This window comes from Paraflavitalea speifideaquila, assembly GCF_032395985.1.
GTDB classification, from domain to species: Bacteria; Bacteroidota; Bacteroidia; order Chitinophagales; family Chitinophagaceae; genus Paraflavitalea; species Paraflavitalea speifideaquila.
In genome coordinates this window covers 1,184,543-1,202,409 of sequence record NZ_CP135920.1, presented here as the reverse complement: position 1 = coordinate 1,202,409, position 17,867 = coordinate 1,184,543, and the positions used below count along the sequence as shown (strand labels likewise).

Annotated in this window: 17 protein-coding genes and 4 pseudogenes; 17 read left to right on the top strand and 4 right to left on the bottom strand. The window is 46.2% G+C overall.

The genetic code is table 11. The annotated features are described in order from the left end of the window. The first annotated feature begins 130 nt into the window (after positions 1–130). Positions 131–406, top strand: coding sequence for a hypothetical protein (locus RS881_RS08445; protein ID WP_315820670.1), 276 nt, complete (start codon positions 131–133; stop codon positions 404–406). Between the two features lie 52 nt (positions 407–458). On the opposite strand, the gene RS881_RS08440 is transcribed toward RS881_RS08445, so the two are convergent. Beyond that, positions 459–1,958 (bottom strand): hypothetical protein, encoded by a 1,500-nt coding sequence (locus tag RS881_RS08440; protein WP_315820669.1) that lies wholly within the window; start codon positions 1,956–1,958, stop codon positions 459–461. An 85-nt stretch (positions 1,959–2,043) separates the two neighbouring features. Next, on the bottom strand, positions 2,044–2,886 hold the full coding sequence (locus RS881_RS08435; RefSeq protein WP_315820668.1) for a hypothetical protein: 843 nt from the start codon (positions 2,884–2,886) through the stop codon (positions 2,044–2,046). A 157-nt stretch (positions 2,887–3,043) separates the two neighbouring features. Between RS881_RS08435 and RS881_RS59165 the strand changes: the two are divergent. From RS881_RS59165 to RS881_RS08355, 16 genes and pseudogenes are all read left to right on the top strand, one after another. Next, positions 3,044–4,549 (top strand): annotated as a pseudogene (locus RS881_RS59165) (carboxypeptidase M32). A 100-nt stretch (positions 4,550–4,649) separates the two neighbouring features. Beyond that, the gene (locus RS881_RS08415) at positions 4,650–5,063 is read left to right on the top strand and encodes a hypothetical protein (RefSeq protein ID WP_315820664.1); all 414 of its coding nucleotides are present in this window, start codon (positions 4,650–4,652) and stop codon (positions 5,061–5,063) included. A 296-nt stretch (positions 5,064–5,359) separates the two neighbouring features. Next, positions 5,360–6,844, top strand: a pseudogene (locus RS881_RS08410) (PKD domain-containing protein); the annotation flags it as partial. Positions 6,845–7,035: 191 nt separating this feature from the next. Next, entirely contained in the window at positions 7,036–8,208 is a 1,173-nt protein-coding gene (locus RS881_RS08405; RefSeq protein WP_315820663.1) for a PKD domain-containing protein, read from the top strand. Beyond that, positions 8,205–8,834, top strand: a pseudogene (locus RS881_RS08400) (PKD domain-containing protein); the annotation flags it as partial. The gene RS881_RS08405 and the pseudogene RS881_RS08400, both read left to right, overlap by 4 nt. A 184-nt stretch (positions 8,835–9,018) precedes the next feature. Further along, entirely contained in the window at positions 9,019–9,357 is a 339-nt protein-coding gene (locus RS881_RS59160; RefSeq protein WP_350340100.1) for a PKD domain-containing protein, read from the top strand. Next, entirely contained in the window at positions 9,245–9,820 is a 576-nt protein-coding gene (locus RS881_RS08395; protein WP_315820661.1) for a hypothetical protein, read from the top strand. The genes RS881_RS59160 and RS881_RS08395 overlap by 113 nt, the downstream gene beginning before the upstream one ends. Positions 9,821–9,944: 124 nt before the next feature. Continuing rightward, positions 9,945–10,100: pseudogene (locus tag RS881_RS59155) on the top strand (T9SS type B sorting domain-containing protein); the annotation flags it as partial. Between the two features lie 139 nt (positions 10,101–10,239). Next, the gene (locus tag RS881_RS08390; RefSeq protein ID WP_315820660.1) at positions 10,240–10,866 is read left to right on the top strand and encodes a PKD domain-containing protein; all 627 of its coding nucleotides are present in this window, start codon (positions 10,240–10,242) and stop codon (positions 10,864–10,866) included. Further along, the gene (locus RS881_RS08385) at positions 10,823–14,467 is read left to right on the top strand and encodes a PKD domain-containing protein (protein WP_315820659.1); all 3,645 of its coding nucleotides are present in this window, start codon (positions 10,823–10,825) and stop codon (positions 14,465–14,467) included. The genes RS881_RS08390 and RS881_RS08385 overlap by 44 nt, the downstream gene beginning before the upstream one ends. After that, a complete protein-coding gene (locus RS881_RS08380) occupies positions 14,457–14,600 on the top strand; it encodes a T9SS type B sorting domain-containing protein (RefSeq protein WP_315820658.1) in 144 nt (47 codons plus the stop codon). Before RS881_RS08385 ends, RS881_RS08380 begins: the two co-directional genes overlap by 11 nt. Before the next feature lie 155 nt (positions 14,601–14,755). Beyond that, positions 14,756–14,950 carry a type IX secretion system membrane protein PorP/SprF gene (locus RS881_RS08375; RefSeq protein WP_315820657.1) on the top strand — a complete coding sequence of 65 codons (195 nt, stop codon included), beginning with the start codon at positions 14,756–14,758 and terminating at the stop codon, positions 14,948–14,950. Between the two features lie 17 nt (positions 14,951–14,967). Next, positions 14,968–15,297, top strand: coding sequence for a type IX secretion system membrane protein PorP/SprF (locus RS881_RS08370; RefSeq protein WP_315824401.1), 330 nt, complete (start codon positions 14,968–14,970; stop codon positions 15,295–15,297). 130 nt (positions 15,298–15,427) lie between these two features. After that, positions 15,428–15,679 (top strand): hypothetical protein, encoded by a 252-nt coding sequence (locus tag RS881_RS08365; RefSeq protein WP_315820656.1) that lies wholly within the window; start codon positions 15,428–15,430, stop codon positions 15,677–15,679. 188 nt (positions 15,680–15,867) lie between these two features. Next, the gene (locus RS881_RS08360; RefSeq protein WP_315820655.1) at positions 15,868–16,338 is read left to right on the top strand and encodes a redoxin domain-containing protein; all 471 of its coding nucleotides are present in this window, start codon (positions 15,868–15,870) and stop codon (positions 16,336–16,338) included. Between the two features lie 147 nt (positions 16,339–16,485). Next, positions 16,486–16,731 (top strand): T9SS type A sorting domain-containing protein, encoded by a 246-nt coding sequence (locus RS881_RS08355; RefSeq protein WP_315820654.1) that lies wholly within the window; start codon positions 16,486–16,488, stop codon positions 16,729–16,731. Positions 16,732–16,906: 175 nt separating this feature from the next. Here the strand turns inward: RS881_RS08355 and RS881_RS08350 are convergent, their stop codons facing one another. Then, positions 16,907–17,035: a hypothetical protein gene (locus tag RS881_RS08350; RefSeq protein WP_315820653.1), complete on the bottom strand. Its 129-nt coding sequence runs from the start codon at positions 17,033–17,035 to the stop codon at positions 16,907–16,909. Then, a complete protein-coding gene (locus tag RS881_RS08345; RefSeq protein WP_315824400.1) occupies positions 17,005–17,862 on the bottom strand; it encodes a class I SAM-dependent rRNA methyltransferase in 858 nt (285 codons plus the stop codon). The genes RS881_RS08350 and RS881_RS08345 overlap by 31 nt, the downstream gene beginning before the upstream one ends. Positions 17,863–17,867 lie beyond the last annotated feature (5 nt).

Sequence of the window (17,867 nt, the reverse complement as noted above, 5' to 3'; positions counted from 1 at the left end):
CAGTGCCTGGTTTCAACAGGACTCCATTCCACTGAAGGAGATCCCCATCGACAGTACCCTCCGCTTCTTCAACAAGCATTATACGTCGGCTACTTTTTACCTGGATTATAACCATACCTGGTTCTATGATGTGGAGGTCAATAAGCCGGGGCCGGAGGTTTCGTACCAGATCAGTTTCGCTATTAATCAATTGCGGGATACCCTGCGCGTACAAGGAGTTATCAATGATCCGCTCAAAGATCAACTTCGCCTGAACGGCCCCATGATGAAAATGTATCAATCCTTTATACTTACCTATAATGACAAGTTGCCACCGGTGGTCGACTCCACCCAGGTGACAGATCCTACGCCGGGCGAGGCGCCCGTGAAACGGCCTACAAGAACGATTACAGTGGTAAAGAAATAAAAATCCGCTACCGGGATGAGCGATAGCGGATCACTATGATGGAAAGCGGTATTTATTGTTCGATCAGTTTTTCTATTCTTGTCAGCCGGCCTTCTTCATTCATACCTTCCAGGATCACCTTGATACGCCTGGTAACATCATTGTTATAGAATTGGATATTTACCCGGCGGGCCGATTTATCAGTCAGCAGGTAAGGCGCCCAGTAAAGGGTAGTACGTACATCGGGCACATCATGCAGTGCCGCTTCTTTGGAATAATCGGGCTGATAAAACTCTTTTAAAGAAGCATATCCCGCCAACAGGTTCTTTTCCATACCACCGGGAATGGACGCATTATTGGCTTTGGCATCATTGCCTTTGCGGGTATAGATGGCAATGGCGCCACCGGAACCACCTCCGGAAGCACCAAAGAAGGGCGGACGGAATGCTTTCACATAGGCAATATCAGAAACCGGTATGTTCTGGACCATGCTGGCATCTACCGGCATTTCATCCAAAAAGAGGGAGGTATTTGACTGGCGCCAAGTGAGGCTTGGTCCATTGGCACCATTCATATTGACCTGTAAGCCGGCTACCCTTCCTTGTAAATACTGGAAGATATTGGTGGCCGACTGGGCAAAAGGATCGTTGACCATATCGAATGAAATGGCATCACCACCGGAAAACAAACCACGGGCATATTTTTCATCCATGAGGTCTTTGGTAGACTTCTGTTTGGCTCTCACCGTTACGGCTTCCAGCGTTTTGACTTGTCTTTCCAGTTCGGGTCTTATCCTGGCTGCTTCGGAAGCAATGAACTTACTACGGTTCAAAGCACTGGTATCGAGCGGGATTGGTATACGCCAGGCCGAATCCATCGGCAGCGTACTTTGTCCTCTCAAAGTACCATTGTTGAAACTCACTACGGCCCTTTCGGTGAGGCGCTTGTCTTTATTGAATTGGTAGTATACCCGCACGGTATCAAAGAAGATCAGTCCTTCTTCTTTGAATTGTCCACGGCTATCCAGGGGCAGGGAAAAGAACTGGCGGGAGGAGTCTTTTCCTTCCACAAAGGCATTGATGGAAGAACCCGTAGGGATCTGGCTGGCCTGCATCCCCAACACTTCTCCTTTTAAGGAAAGATAATTGTCGCGGGGATATTTAATGGTGGGCAATTTACCAACGGCCAGGTCATTCCATTTAAAACGGCGCCAGCCATTGGTCAACATCACCAGATCCAGGTAATAACGGGTGGAATCATCTACCACATTAAAATAATAGGAAGGTTCATATACATATCCCTTAATATCGCCTGTAAGCATCAAGCGGGAAATGATATTATCCTCGCCTTTATCGGCCATGGCCGCATCAGTAATAGAAATAGAGAGGTTGGAACGCAGGGTATCCGGCACCTCTACCGAAATTACGTTCTTGCCCCTGTTATTGACATTTTTGGTGCCTACATTAATGGTGGCATCAAAAGTATAATCTTCCTTATTGATGTACACAATGCGTTCGGCCAGGGGCTCCCACTTGCTGTTGAAAAGCGTCAGTTCAAGAATACCGCTGGGCAATTCAGTGAGGGAATGGTACCGCTGGTCATGAAGTTGCCCGACAGGTTAATGGTTGCTTTATAAACCACCTGCTGGTACATATTGCCTACCAGGTACAATTTCTGCAGTTCGGGGAAGCGTTGGAAGAACGTTTGATGATAAAGGATTGCAGTTTTTCAGAACCGGTCATTTGCAGTAAGGCGCCATTGGGCCGGGCTGCCGGCAGATCGGTTTTATACGACTTCCCCTTTTCATCCTGCCATTCGGCATAATAGGTGGTATTGGGTTGAGGCTCCAGCTCAAATTTACCCATGCCATCATGTACGCTGTTAAAATTAGCCACCACAGCGCCTTTGGCATTCTTTACAACGCCTTTTACGCCTACGGGGATGCCATAGCTATCGACCGCTTTAAAGGCCACGGGGTTGGACAGTTCGGCAATCATATCGCCACCTTCCGGGAAGAATTTAAGTACCGTTTTATTATCAACAGGCTTTTTATCGGCCACGGTATTTTTATTGACGATCCGGATATTCTTACTGTATACGAATGCTGTATCGAAATTCAGCATCCAGGTAGTATAGGCCCTGAAAATAAGGGAAGCATTAGTGAGGGTAAGCGGCAGGTCGAAGGAGCCTGCCGTTGTACCCTCAAATATGGGCGTTATTTTTCTTTGCAACAGTTTGCCCGTAGCGGGGTCGATCAATTCTGTGTAAAAGTTGCGGCTAATGGGTGAAGGCAGTAAGCCGGAAAACAAATAGGCCTTGAACCAGATTGTTTCGCCGGGATTGTACAATGCCTTGTCAAAATGGATATGTACTTTCTCCTGGGGAAATCGCTCACCATACACATTGATCATGGAATCTATTTGTTGTGCCTGGGCCAGGCGCGGAGTTAAGGATACAATGAGTAGGGTAACTAAAATATAAAAAACGGATGCGTATTTCATGTACAGGTTTCTTATTAACAAATTAATGGCTTTATTGCCTTAAAATTCACAATTTTTGTCTACGAATTGTTAAAAGGCCCTAACAATCCTGGCTCATTCAATAAAATGACGGGCATATCAAACATTTTCGGACTTTAGCGGCGGAAAAAAATAATATATGACGCATACTTCATCAGATAAGTTATACCAGCAATATATCAGTACGATGCGCAAGATAGCGGACATCCGTTATTCTTCCGCTTTATTACAATGGGACCAGGAAACCTACCTGCCACCCAAGGGAGCTGGTATACGGGGACAACAAATAACCACGCTGACGGAAATAGCCCACCAATACTTTACTGATGATAGCCTGGGCGGATTATTGCAGGAATTGAATGGCCGTAATGACCTTACGCTTCAGGAAAAGAAAAACGTATCGCTTACCTGGGAAGATTATGCCAAGCAAAAGAAATTCAGTCCTGATTTTGTGCGGGAGCTTACAGAAACCATCAATAAATGTTTTCATAGCTGGCTGGAAGCGGAAGGCCAATAACTTTGGCTTGTTTGCTCCCGAGCTGTCCAAACTAATTACCCTGAAAAAGCAGGAAGCCCAGTTATTGGGCTATCAGCGGCATCCCTATGATGCTTTATTGAACGATTTTGACAAAGGCTCCAATGTGCAATTGCTGGATGGGGTATTCAATACCATCCGGCAACCTTTGAAAGAACTACTGACCAAGATTGGATCGCGGCCGCAGGTGAGCAATGCTTTTTTGCACCGGCATTATCCAAAAGATAAGCAATGGGCCTTTGGCATGCAGGTATTGAAAGACCTGGGCTATGACCTGGAGGCTGGCCGGCAGGATGTATCGGAACATCCCTTTACGATCAATTTCAACAGCAAGGATGTACGGGTAACGACCCGTATTGATGAAAACGACCTGGGCAATATGGTATGGAGCTGCATTCATGAAACGGGCCATGCACTCTATGAACAAGGGCTGCCCGATGAAGCCTATGGTTTGCCACTGGGCGAAGCCGCCTCTTTAACGATCCATGAATCCCAATCGAGGTTATGGGAAAACCATGTAGGCCGCAGCCGGGCTTTTTGTGAACATTACTTTCCGGTACTACAGCAATATTTTCCGGAACAGCTGAAAGATATAACGGTAGAAACTTTTTACCAGGGTATTAACCAGGTAGCCCCTCTCTTATCCGTACGGAAGCGGATGAAGTGACCTATCATTTCCATGTGATGATCCGTTATGAGTTGGAAAAGCAATTGCTGGACAATTCACTGAGCACGGGTGATATTCCAGCCTGGTGGAATGAACATTACCACCAATACCTGGGTGTACAGGTGCCCGATGACAAACGGGGCTGCCTACAGGATGTGCACTGGAGCCATGGCAGTTTTGGCTACTTTCCTACGTATAGTCTGGGTAGCTTTTATGCCGCCCAGTTCTATGCCAAAGCTTCGGCCGAAATCAAAGACCTTGAGGCTCAGGTACAAAAAGGCCAAACAGCCCCTTTGTTACAATGGCTGCGCAGTGGTATACACCAATACGGTCGCTTCTATACCAGTGAGGAGCTAAGCCAGCAGGTAAGCGGAGAAATACTCGATATTCAGCACTTTTTACGGTACCTGCTTGATAAATACAAGGATATTTACAAATTTTAGGGAAGCGAGTGGAAAAAGGCGAGTGGCTAATGGTGTTGACAATTCAGCAAACGGCCCACTGGTTACTTGCTACTAACCGCTGGCTCCCTAATATCCTACTATGAAAACACTTGTACCCTCTCTCCTGCTTTTGCTGGTAACAGCTTCGTCCTGTCAAAAATTGATTGACAAGCAAAAGGAGAAGATCGCGATGGACATCATCACCAATGGCGATTGGTATGTAGAGCAATACATTGAAGACAGCACCAATATCACCAGCGATTTCCTGAACTATACGTTCCGCTTTAATGAAGACCGTACGCTCACAGGAACCAGGGCTGCAGAAGTGTATTCAGGTACCTGGCAGGAAAATATCTCCACCATTTCCATTACCTCCCAATTCCCTACCGCTCCCTATCCACTCCAAAAGCTCAATGGCACCTGGAAGATCAAAGACAGTTCAAAAGATTTTGTAAAAGCAGAAATGACTACGACTAACGGGAAAAACCAGTTGCGCCTGCGTAAGAAGGTCTAAGACCTATATTAATTTTTCAACATTATATTTTAATGCCAGCTATGGCTCCACTTATTAGATTACACTATTGACATATATCAATAGATCAGACAGCCAATTATTTGCCTCCACTAATCACTAACTCATAATAGATTTCACTTATCTATCAGATCAAATATTATATACTTACTTCAATTATTACCCGCCCATTCACAGTTCATATTATCTTAATTAATTTATTTGAGTAAGTAAAGTTGTAAATTAGATACAGCTTTACCCAACCACATTAGATCATCACTCAAAATCCCCAATATTCTATGAGGACTCATAGCCTCATAAGCCGTGCTATATTGGCTAACTGCTTATTTCTGCTATGCAGTAATGTGCTTACTGCTCAACTGAAAGCAGGCTTCTCGGCCACTCCAGCTTCCGGCTGCGCTCCCCTCCTGGTTAAATTCACCGACGAATCGACCGGCAATCCCAATTATTGGCGATGGGACCTGGGTAATGGTACGGTTTCGTTTTTGCAGCATCCGGCCGCTACCTATTTCAATCCGGGTACTTATACGATTAAATTGGTGGTGCGCAATGGCAGTCAGGCCGACTCGATCATCAAGGTGAGCCATATCACGGTTTATTCCTCACCCGTGGTCAACTTCGCCGCATCTGATACCACTGGCTGTTTCCCACTCAATGTACAGTTTACCGATCTAAGCAGTCCCGACGATGGAAGTATTGAATCGAGGGAATGGGACTTTGGAGATGGTACCATTTCCACAGAACCCAATCCGGAACACCGCTATACCTCGCCCGGTCAATACAGTGTGTCCCTGCGTATTCGCAACAGTTATGGCTGCATACAAACCATTACCCGCACGGGGTATATCCAGCTCAATAATGGCGTGAAGGCCGATATTAGTTTTGCTGTTCCCAATAGTTGCAGGCCACCTACGGCGGTACATTTTACCAACAACAGCACGGGTACAGGTACGCTTGCTTTTGAATGGGATTTTGGGGATGGCAGCAGTTCAACAACGCTCAATCCTGTACATACCTATACTGCTATAGGTACCTATTCGGTTCAATTAAAGGTACACAACAATACGGGGTGTACCGATTCAATAATAAAAACCAATATCATCAATATTGGTACGGTAAAGGCAGGCTTTGCGGTACCCGCCCTGGTATGCCATAATGCCCCTTTTGCCCTGATCAATAATAGTACCCCCGCACCCGTTGGCGCCAGGTGGACTTTTGGCGATGGTAGTTTTTCCAGCGAACTCAACCCCATAAAAACGTATGCGCTGCCAGGCAATTATGCTATTAAACTGGTGAGTGATTTTGGCGCTTGTAAAGATTCCATAACACAGTCAATCCGGGTGATGGCCAAAACAAAAGCAGCCTTTACAGCCAATGACAGTACAGCCTGCAATGCTCCTTTCACCGCCCAGCTTACGGCTCAATTGCCAGGTGCTGTCAGCTATCAATGGTTATTTGGAGATGGTGGCCGGGATACCGGTAAAACTGTTTCACATACCTGGCAAATCAAGGGAGAATACGATGTAACGCTGGTTGTTACCAATGCCGCTGGTTGTACGGATACGCTGGTAAAAAGTAAGTATATCCAAATCAAAGCGCCCCAGGTAACGCTGATCAACCTGCCACAGGAAGGTTGTGTATCCTATGTATGGCAACCCCGCTTTACGGTGAATACGGTGGATCCATTGACTGATTTCGTATGGCATTTTGGCGATGGCAGCACGGCTTCCGGAATGCATCCCACGCATACCTATACACAACCGGGCACCTATACGGTTAAACTGGTTTACTCTACTGCCGGAGGCTGTTCTGACTCGGTAGTCATTAATGAAACCATCCGGGTAGGAAATAAACCATTGGTGGCGTTTTCTGCAGCCCCCGTGTATCCTGTGCTTACCAGCTTATCTGGTTCAGGGATGAAAGTAAAGGCGGCAAAGCCGACCGGTGGTTATGGGTGTTTGGTGATGGCAGCACATCCAACGAACAAAACCCTGGTCACTCCTATCTCGATACCGGTTATTTCAATATTAAACTTACTGTATGGAGTAATGGTTGTAAGGATTCACTCACCATTCCCAGGTACGTTGATATTAAACCGCCGGTAGCCCGATTCAATATCAGTCCTGTTAACTGTAGATCCAGGTTTGCCCGGCAGTTCAATGATAAGTCAATTGGCGCTACTGCCTGGTATTGGGATTTTGGAGATGGTAAAACATCAACCGAGCGAAACCCCTTGCATGTTTTTACCAACCCAGGCAGTTATTTTGTAAGCCTCACGGTAAAAAATGATACCTGCGAACATCAAATGGTGCAACAGGTGCTGGTGATCTCGGAAAAGGCCGATTTCACGGCCAGCGAAACAGAAGTTTGTAAAAATGTACCTATCACGCTGACGGCTTCCAACAACAATACGCAACATATTGCGGCCTATGCCTGGACCATTACCAAGGGCAATACTACCTATGGCACACCTGCCGGACGTTCTGTACAGTTTGCTTTTCCGGCAGCCGGTCAGTACAATATACGGCTGGTAATTACCGACATTTTGGGTTGTACAGATACGCTTACCAGGCCACTGTATATAAAGGTAAATGGACCTTCGGCCGACTTCAGTGTGATCAATCCGGAAGTTTGTACCAATACTACGATTGTATTTGCCGATTCATCTCAATCGGATGGTGTGCATCCCATACAACGATGGACCTGGAATTATGGTGATGGCGCAACGGAAACATTAACGGGTGGCCCCTTTCAGCATACCTATAGCAAAAGCGGCATTTATCCGGTACAATTGACGGTGGTAGATAACCTGGGTTGTTCGGACACACGTACCCGGCAACACGCGGTAACGATATCCAGGCCAGCAGCGCGTTTTGAATCGCCCGACAGCCTATCCTGCACGGGCAAACCTGTACGCTTCATTAACCAAACAACCGGCAATGACCCGGTATATACCTGGTATTTTGGAGATGGGCAAACCACGGCAGCCGTACAACCAGCCCATATTTATCAACAGGAAGGAGATTATACGGTAAAGTTGGTAGCCAATGACCGGTTTGGTTGTTCCGATTCGATCACCAAACCATTATACATCCGCATCAGGAACCCCGGGCCAGTTTCAAGATGAGTGATTCTGTTGCCAGTTGTCCGCCACTGGTGGTCAACTTCACCAACCAGTCACTGCATTTCAACCAATTGCTATGGGATTTTGGAGATGGTAATAAATCGGCGCTGCCCAACCCTTCGCATTTTTATACTTATTCGGGGGTATACCGGGCCAAGCTCATTATTACCAGTCCCGGAGGTTGTCAGGACAGTATGATCAAGACCATTACTGTAAAAGGCCCGCAAGGTAATTTCACGTATGACAAACTCAAAGGATGTATTCCCACTACGGTACGCTTTACGGCACAGACCAATCAAAGTGTTCGTTTTGTTTGGGACTATAATGACGGTACTGTAGATGAAGGCAACCATAGTTCCATTGCACATACTTATACAACTATGGGAGAATATCTCCCCAAACTTATATTGGAGGATGCCCAGGGTTGCCGGGTACCCATACAAGGAAAAGATACCATCCGCATTTATGGCGTTATTACGTCCTTTACCAGTAGTGAGGAATTGTTGTGTGATTCGGGCCTGGTGCGGTTTACGAATACCACGGTGTCCAATGACCTGATCACCCGGTATAACTGGTTATTTGGTGATGGGCAGACTTCGGGAGAAAGAAACCCTTCGCATTTCTACCGGCAATCCGGGCAGTATACGGTGCGGCTGACAGTAACCACCCAGGCTGGTTGTCAGGATTCAGCCCGGCTGCCCCTGCCATTGAAAATTGTATCAAGCCCGCTGGCAGCCATTCAGGGGATTCGGGGCCTGTATTCCGGCTTCCCTCCAATTCAGGGGCAGTTTGTTGCGGCCAGATACGACAGGAATGCAATGGCGATGGGATTTTGGCAATGGCAGTACCGCGCAGGAACAAAATCCACCAGCTATTACTTATGCAACAGCCGGTTCTTTCAATACCCAACTGATCGTTACCAATACGGCAGGCTGTGCCGATACGGTACTTAAAACTGTGAATGCCTGGCCCTTACATTCCATAAATGCCGGCCCCGATCAGTCAATTTGCCGCAATAATACCGTTACTTTGAGGGGCAGTGGAGCAGTTCAATACAACTGGTCACCTGCCACAGCCTTATCCTGCACCAATTGCCCAGCCCCTGGCATCACCTTTGGGAGATATTACGTATATGGTAACGGGGAAGAATAATTTTGGCTGTACAGCCACCGATTCTATACAGATAAGGGTAAAACAACCGTTTACTATAGCAGTAGGCAAGGGCGATACCTTGTGTAAGGGCGAATCTTTCCGGCTGATAGCTTCCGGTGCAGAAGAATACGTCTGGAGCCCCTCTCAATGGATGGACAACAACACCAGGAGTAATCCGGAAGTAAAACCCGATACGTCGATCACTTACCGGGTAATAGGAAGGGATGACCTGCATTGTTTTGCCGATACAGGTTATGTAAAGCTGGTGGTATATCCTTATCCGGTGATCGATGCTGGACAGGATAAAACGATTCCGGTAGGTAATTCGGTGACTTTAAGCCCTGTAGTATCAAAGGATGTAACAACATTGAAATGGTATCCTTCGGCAGGATTGAACTGTGCAACCTGCGCAACGCCGGTGGCGGCCCCAAACAAACCACTACTTATACCCTGGAAACAGTGAATGCAGGAGGTTGTATCAGCCGGGATAAGGTAACGGTGTTTGTTTTTGCAACAATGCCAATGTATTTGTACCGAATACTTTTTCGCCCAACGGAGACGGCAATAATGACGTATTTTATCCAAGAGGGAAAGGAGTATACAGCATCCAGTCATTCAAAATATTCAATCGCTGGGGCGACCTGGTCTATAATCAGATGAATATGCAGCCGAATGATGTGTCGAGGGGATGGAATGGACAGCACAAAGGACAGCCGGCCCCCAGGATGTATATGTGTACCTGATCGATATTGTGTGTGAGAACAATGTTGTTTTGAATTATAAAGGCAATGTGGCGTTAATCCGTTAAGATGGTATTATTATTGTTTGCAAGACGTACCCTTTTTGAAAACCAGTCTCTGTAAACCACCCAAACATTGCACCTTGGCAAGAAAACTGCTTTTAATACTATTACTGCATATCCTCTTTCAAAATGCGCAGGCAGAAGTGCCTGTTGCTGCATTCACGGTAGATAACCAATCGGGCTGTTCGCCACTTAGGGTCGCATTCCGTGATCAATCAACCGGCAGTCCTGCCTTCTGGAACTGGGATTTTGGCAATGGCGAGTTGTCCAACCTGCAAAACCCCATTATTTATTTTACCAATCCCGGCGTGTATACGGTGACCCTGGTGGTACGCAATGCGGATGGCACCAATGGCATCACCAAAACAAATTATATCGTTGTTAATCCGGCCCCGGTTGCAGGGTTTACCGCCAACCAAACAATTGGTTGCGCTCCTTCTACTATTCAGTTCACCGACCAGAGTAATCCTGCCGGTGTCGGTATCAGGTCATGGGCCTGGGACTTTGGCGATGGCGGCACTTCTACCCTACAAAATCCTTCTCATCAATATACTACCACGGGTTATTATACGGTTACCCTGAGGGTAACCAGCAATACAGGTTGTGAGGCAGTTTACTCCTTTGGCCGGTATATCCGTATTGTTGCAGGGGTAATCCCTGATTTTGAATTTACCCCCTTCCACCTGTCGTGCTCCCTTTGCAGTTAATTTTACCGATCTTACCAGTGGTCCGGGTACGCTAACTTATCAATGGAACTTTGGTAATAGTACTGGCTCGACACTGCAAAGCCCTACCGCCACTTATGGCACCACCGGCACTTATACAGTTACCCTCAATGTAACCAGTGAATATGGTTGTACCGGTAATATTCAAAAAACTGTGCCTGTAAATGGCACCGGCACTTCCTTCACCAGCCCAGATACAGTTTGTGTGCATAACACGGTAAGTTTTCAAAATGTTTCCACCACTACCCCGGTAAGTACCACCTGGGATTTTGGAAATGGTTTGCAATCCACCACGCTGAATGGCAGCAGTACTTATGACCTGGCTGGCAACTACACCATTAAGCTTACCAATGTATATGATCAATGCCTGGATTCATTTTCAAGAAGACTGGTAGTAGTAGATAAGCCGGTGGTCAATTTCACATCGCTTGCTACCACGGCCTGTAAAGCGCCCCTGACGGTTAACTTGCAGGACGCCTCACCGGATGCAACCAGTTGGCAATGGAATTTTGGCGATGGTAATACATCCACCCTACAAAACCCATCGCACCAATATAATGCAGAAGGCTCCTATGATGTTACGCTTACCATCACCTCCCGGCAGGGCTGTACCAATTCTCTTACCCAACCGGCTTTTGTACGTATTATTAAACCAACGGTAGCTTTTGGGAATGCACCCACCGGCGGTTGTGCTGCTACTTTTACGTTTACACCAACAGCCAATGTCAATGCTATTGATGGCGTATTGACTTATTTCTGGGAATATGGAGATGGGTTTATCGCTACCACTACCACACCCACCGGGCCAACGCATGCCTATCCAACACCAGGCAATTACACCATCAAATTAACCATCACCACCCGGGGCGGTTGTACAGAGTCGGTACAACTTATTGATGGTATAAAGGTGGGTACTTTACCAGTGGCCAACTTTTCAGTGGCCCCCACTGATGCCTGCGCATCGGATGCTATTAACTTTACTGACCTGTCTACGCCTACCACGCCTCCCGGCGCAGTAGATGAATGGTTATGGAACTTTGGTGACGGCAGCACTTCCAATCAGCGACACCCTACGCACATTTATGCAGACAGCGGATTTTATAACGTTACCCTAACTGCTTATAACAATAAATGCCCGGCAACTTCGGCCGTTCAACAAATACATATCAAACCGCCCATTGCCAGCTTTGATTATCAGGTGGCTTGTCCCAATGGCCTCCAGGTAAACTTTACTGACAGGTCGAAGGTTAACACGGCTGTTTATGGCCCTGTTACCTATACCTGGGATTTTGGCGATGGCAGTCCGGTATCCAATGCCGTCACGCCGCCTCCGCACACCTATCCGGGAATAGGTGCCTACACTGTCACCCTTACCGTGGCTTCCCCCAATCCTGGTGGCTGTAGTAATACCTTTGCCCAGGCTATCCGCCTGGTGGGAGAAAAAGCCGACTTCAGTATCAGCACCCCTACTGTATGTACAGATGCCTATGTTACCCTTGCCGCCATCAACAATACCCCTGCCAATATCCAACAGTATGAATGGCTGCTGGATGGTGTTCCGGTGAGCTTGGGCCTGGCTACTATTTATCTTAAATTTCCCACTACCGGCACGCATTCCATTACCTTGCGCATCACAGATATTAATGGTTGTACGGATGCAAAAACAGTAACAGGCGCTATTACTGTTACAGGTCCTACGGCTAATTTCAGGCCGGTGCAACAAGGCGGTTGTACCAATACAACAGTTAACTTTAATGACCTGTCGACCTCTACTGTAGGCATTAAGAGCTGGACTTTTGATTTTGGCGATGGTCACACACAAACCTATACAGCTGGGCCATTTACCCATACGTATACTGATACGGGGCGCTTTGTGCCTAAACTTACCGTAACGGATAATTTAGATTGTACGAATACCTATACTTCTACTGACACCGTTTTTATTACGAAGCCGGTTGCCGGTTTCAAGAATGATTTTAATACCATTTGCCCCAATACAGACCTTCCTTTTAGAGATACTTCTTCGGGCAAGGGCCTGTCCTGGCAATGGGATTTTGGAGACGGGAACGGTTCCAATGTACAATCGCCCATACACCGGTATACTGCTACCAGTGGTACTTATTCCGTCAAGTTGGTTATTACCGATGCGATGGGGTGTAAAGACTCTGTAACAAAGGCCAATCTTATTACCATCAAAAAGCCCCGCCCTGCTTTTACGATCCAGGATACCAGTTCTATTTGTCCCTTGCTGGAAACTAAATTCACTTTCCAGGGATCAGACTATGAATCGTTCTATTGGGATTTTGGTGATGGAAGCACCTCTACCTTGCCCAAACCCAATCACTTTTATAATGCCTATGGTACTTATGAGGCTAAATTATATGTAATTGGATTTGGCGGGTGCATTGATTCAACAAGTGATACGGTTAATGTGCACAATCCTTATACAGCCAGTTCACTCACTTATAGTCCACTCACCAATTGCAATTCGTTGTTAGTAGATTTTTCATTGGTTACTCCCCTTCCACAAAATTCACCTTCAATTATGGTGATGGCGGCCAGGACAATTCGCAGAGTAAAGTATTCCAGCATTTTTATAAATCACCCGGGTTTTATGCCCCTCCATCCTACTACAGGACAGCGTTGGCTGCCAGGTTTCAGTAGGAGGCCCCAATACCATCCGGGTAATTGGCGCCTTGCCTTTATTTGGCGTAGACAAAAGATCTTCTGCGATCAGGGCACGGTTAACTTTACCAACTATACGGTAGGCAATGATCCGGTAGTGACCCGTACCTGGGATTTTGGTGATGGCACTACCAGTACGGATACAGATCCTATTCACCAGTTTACCCAGCCGGGCACCTTTGTAGTAAAACATATAGTTACCACTCAATCCGGATGCGACAATACAGTTACCGATACCATCCGGGTATATGGTACGCCGCATCCTGTGATCGTAAGTGATACGGCTGTTTGTATCAATGCTGTATTGCAGCTGCAGGGTTCACTTACTGTACCCGATACAGCCATCACCTGGAAATGGGACCTCGGCAGCAATGGCCAGTCAACCACTCAAAATGCTTCGGTAAAATATCCGCAAACGGGTACTTATACTGTTTCGCTTGAAGCAACCAACAAGCTGGGGTGCAAGGATAAGACCACCAAGAATATTTATGTACCTCCCACCCCTGCAGTATCCCTAAATGGCAATGCTACTATTCCGGTAGGTACCGGTATTACTATACCGGTAACTTATAGTCCCAATGTAGTTTCCTATACTTGGTCACCTCCCACCGGATTGAGTTGTACCGATTGCCCCACCCCCTTCGCCAATCCGAAGTTCACGACCCTATACAATGTGCGGGCCGAGGATATTTATGGCTGTTCGGCTACGCAGGGTATTACCGTAACGGTTATTTGCAATAGTGAGAATTACTTTGTGCCCAATACTTTTACGCCCAATGGTGATGGACAAAATGATGTATTCATGCCACGTGGCAGGAGTATTGACCGGATAACCCGCATGCAGATCTTTAATCGTTGGGAGAGCTGGTATATGAAAAAGGAATTTTATGGCCAATGATGCATCGGCAGGCTGGAATGGTACCTACAAGGGAAAACCAGCAAGCGCCGATGTGTATGTTTATATCATTGAATTTGTTTGTGAAAATGCGTCTGTTGTTCCCTACCGGGGCAATGTGACCTTACTGCGTTAACCGCATGAATCCGATATTATACCATATTAAACCGGGTATTATGAAAAAGCTATGGAACTGGAAACGATATTCCCTGGCAGGAATATTGGTGTGTGCTTTTACCTTATCCTATGCCCAGGACATTCACTTCTCTCAATTTTTTTGAAACGCCCCTTTTGCGAAATCCCTCACTGGCAGGTATATATTCTGGTGACATCAGGATACAGGGGGTATACCGGGATCAGTGGAACAGTTTTACCAACGCCTATCGTACCGGCTCACTCAATGCCGAATATAAAATGCCGGCAGGCAGAGGCGATGATTTCCTGACCCTTGGCGGACAGGTGCTTTTGACAAAGCTGGCACAGTAGGTTTAACCACCACCTATATTTTACCGGCAATAAACTACCATAAATCTTTGAGTAATGAAAAAACCATGTACCTAAGTCTGGGCTTCATGGGTGGTATGGTACGTAAAAGCATAGATGTTTCTAAAATGACCACCGATAATCAATGGCGGCCGGGCGGGTTTGACCCCACGGCGCCTACGGGTGAAAATTTTACGGCTCCCAATTTCAATACCTGGGATGCCAGTGTGGGCATGAGTTTCAATACCACCTTTGGACAAGAACAAGCCAATAGCCTGTTTGTAGGAGCAGCCTACCACCACCTCAACAGGCCCAAGAACTCTTTTACCGGAAAGCCAGCATTGAGCTAAAACCCAAATACGTTTTTCGGCCGGTATCACCTTCGGCGTTGATGAATATTCCTATTTTATCATCCAGGCCGATCATACCACACAAGGCTCCTTTACCGAAACCATTGGGGGAGCGCTTTATTCTTATAAGTTGGGCGATGATCCTGAAAATGCGCTCTATACTATCCATGCAGGGGCATTCCTTCGCTGGAAAGATGCCCTCATACCCGTTATCAAGCTCGACCGGTACCCCCTTTCTGTAGCCCTTAGTTATGATGTAAACGTATCGCAATTAAAAACAGCCAGTCAGGGACGGGGTGGTGTTGAGCTATCCCTATCCTGGATCAGTTTCCTGGACAGGGACAATAGCAGCCAGAACAAAGTACTGTGCCCAAGGTTTTAAGAAAGTCCGGAAGTCGGAAAAGTCAGTAAAGTCCGAAAGTGACTGGCAGGATTTCACAATCTCTTGGACTTTCGGTCTGCCAGACTTGTATTTCTCCCACTTTATTTATTTAATATACACTTTCATCGATTGGGTATAGCAAATACCAGGCTGGCATGTTATTTTTGCTTTACTCAAAAAGCCATAACATGAAAATTGAAGTTGGACAAAAAGCCCCTGATTTTACACTGTATGATTCTGAAAAGAATAAAGTAACACTGGCTGATTATAAAGGAAAGCAGGTACTGCTCCTGTTTTTCCCACAGTCTTTCACAGGTGTATGTACCAAGGAACTGTGTAGCATCCGGGATAATATTGCCCAATACAACAAGGTCAATGCCCAGGTATTTGGGATCAGTGTGGATTCCATTTTTACCCTGGCCAAATTCAAGGAAGAACAAAAACTGAACTTCCCGCTGTTGAGCGATTTCAATAAGGAAATATCTACGGCCTATGGCGCTTTATATGAAGGCTGGATATTTGACATGAAAGGCGTTTCTAAACGGTCGGCTTTTGTAATTGATGAAGCAGGAGTAGTGCAATATGCCGAAGTATTGGAAAATGCTGGCGATTTGCCCAATTTTGAAGCAATTGAAGCGGCCCTGGCCGTCACCAATTGATAAATATCAAAAGGTCCGCTGTTAACATAATTTTAAAACTTCCGGGGATTGGGAGAATCCACTATTCCCCGGAAGTTTTCGGCAAATGAGTTGTAACTTTAGTTAAAAGGAAATATCTTGGATTTAAACCGTAAAATATTATCCTGCATGAGGATTATTTACACACTATCCATCATCCTTTTATTGACAAACGAAGTAAAAAGCCAGGAGCGTACTACGCCCAACCCGGCCGGGGATCCTATTACCAAGATCATCCGTTTCTATCCTAACCCTGCCACTTCCTTCATCACCTTTGATTTCCAACGTGGTTACGATAAATCTTACACCCTGCAGATATTCAATTTGCCTGGCAAAAAGTACATGAGGTCAGCGATATTACACCCAAGACCGTAGTCAATCTCACCGATTTCTTCCGGGGTATCTATGTCTTTCAATTACGCGACAAAGCAGGCAGGCTAATAGAAGCCGGTAAGTTTCAGGTTTCTAAATAAGGCAACGAGGCAGCAAGGCATTGAGGCAACGAGAAAACAGCTACAAATCTCACATTTCGCGTTTCACCTCTCACATCTTACAACACCTGCACAATCAGGAACTTCAGGTAATTGGTATTCTCCCAACCCCATACGATCGGGTGATCGGCAGACTGTGTTTGAAAAACAACCTGTCTTAGTTTGCGGCGGGCATCTTTGGCTGCCATTTGTATGATTTCAGGAACATAGCAGGAGGCACCAAGTTGGTACAACTGGAAGTAACCAAAAATCCGCCTGGCTTTATCAGCTTCATACCACGGAGGTTGATCTCTTTATAACCGGTAATGGCTTTCTGTATATTATCCCTGGTTTTGGTAAAGGAGGGAGGGTCAAGCATTACCACATCATGTTGGCGGCCCTCTTTGGCCCAAACCTTCAGGACATCAAACGCATTGACGCATTCAAAACGACAGTTCCTGGCATATCCATTCAGTTCGGCATTCCGGTTGGCCTGTGCAACGGCATTGGCCGATATATCAAGCCCCAATACGGACTTTGCGCCATAATGGGCTGCATGGATCTCAAAAGTGCCGGTATAGGTAAATGCTCCCAATACATCGGCTCCTTTCACAATATGTTGAATAGCCCGGCGATTGTCTTGCTGGTCTAAAAAATAACCTGTCTTTTGGCCATTCTCAATGTCAACATAGAATTTCAGGCCATTTTCCTGTATTATGATATGCGTATCAAAAGGAGCCGATAAAAACCCTTTCTGCTGGGCTAGCCCTTCTAACTCTCTCACTGGCACATCATTACGCTCATAAATACCTTTGGGTTGAAAGATCTTTTCAATTGCCTTTACAATGGCAGGCTTCCAAATATCAATACCCAGTGCCAGGGTTTGAATAACAAAATAATCGTTGAATTTATCAATGATCAGTTGTGGCAGGTTATCTGCTTCACCAAAGATCAAACGGCAATTTTCCACATACCCCAATTGTTGGCGGTAATCCCAGGCCTGCTTGAGTTTCTGGTAAAAAAACGCTTCATTCACTGTCT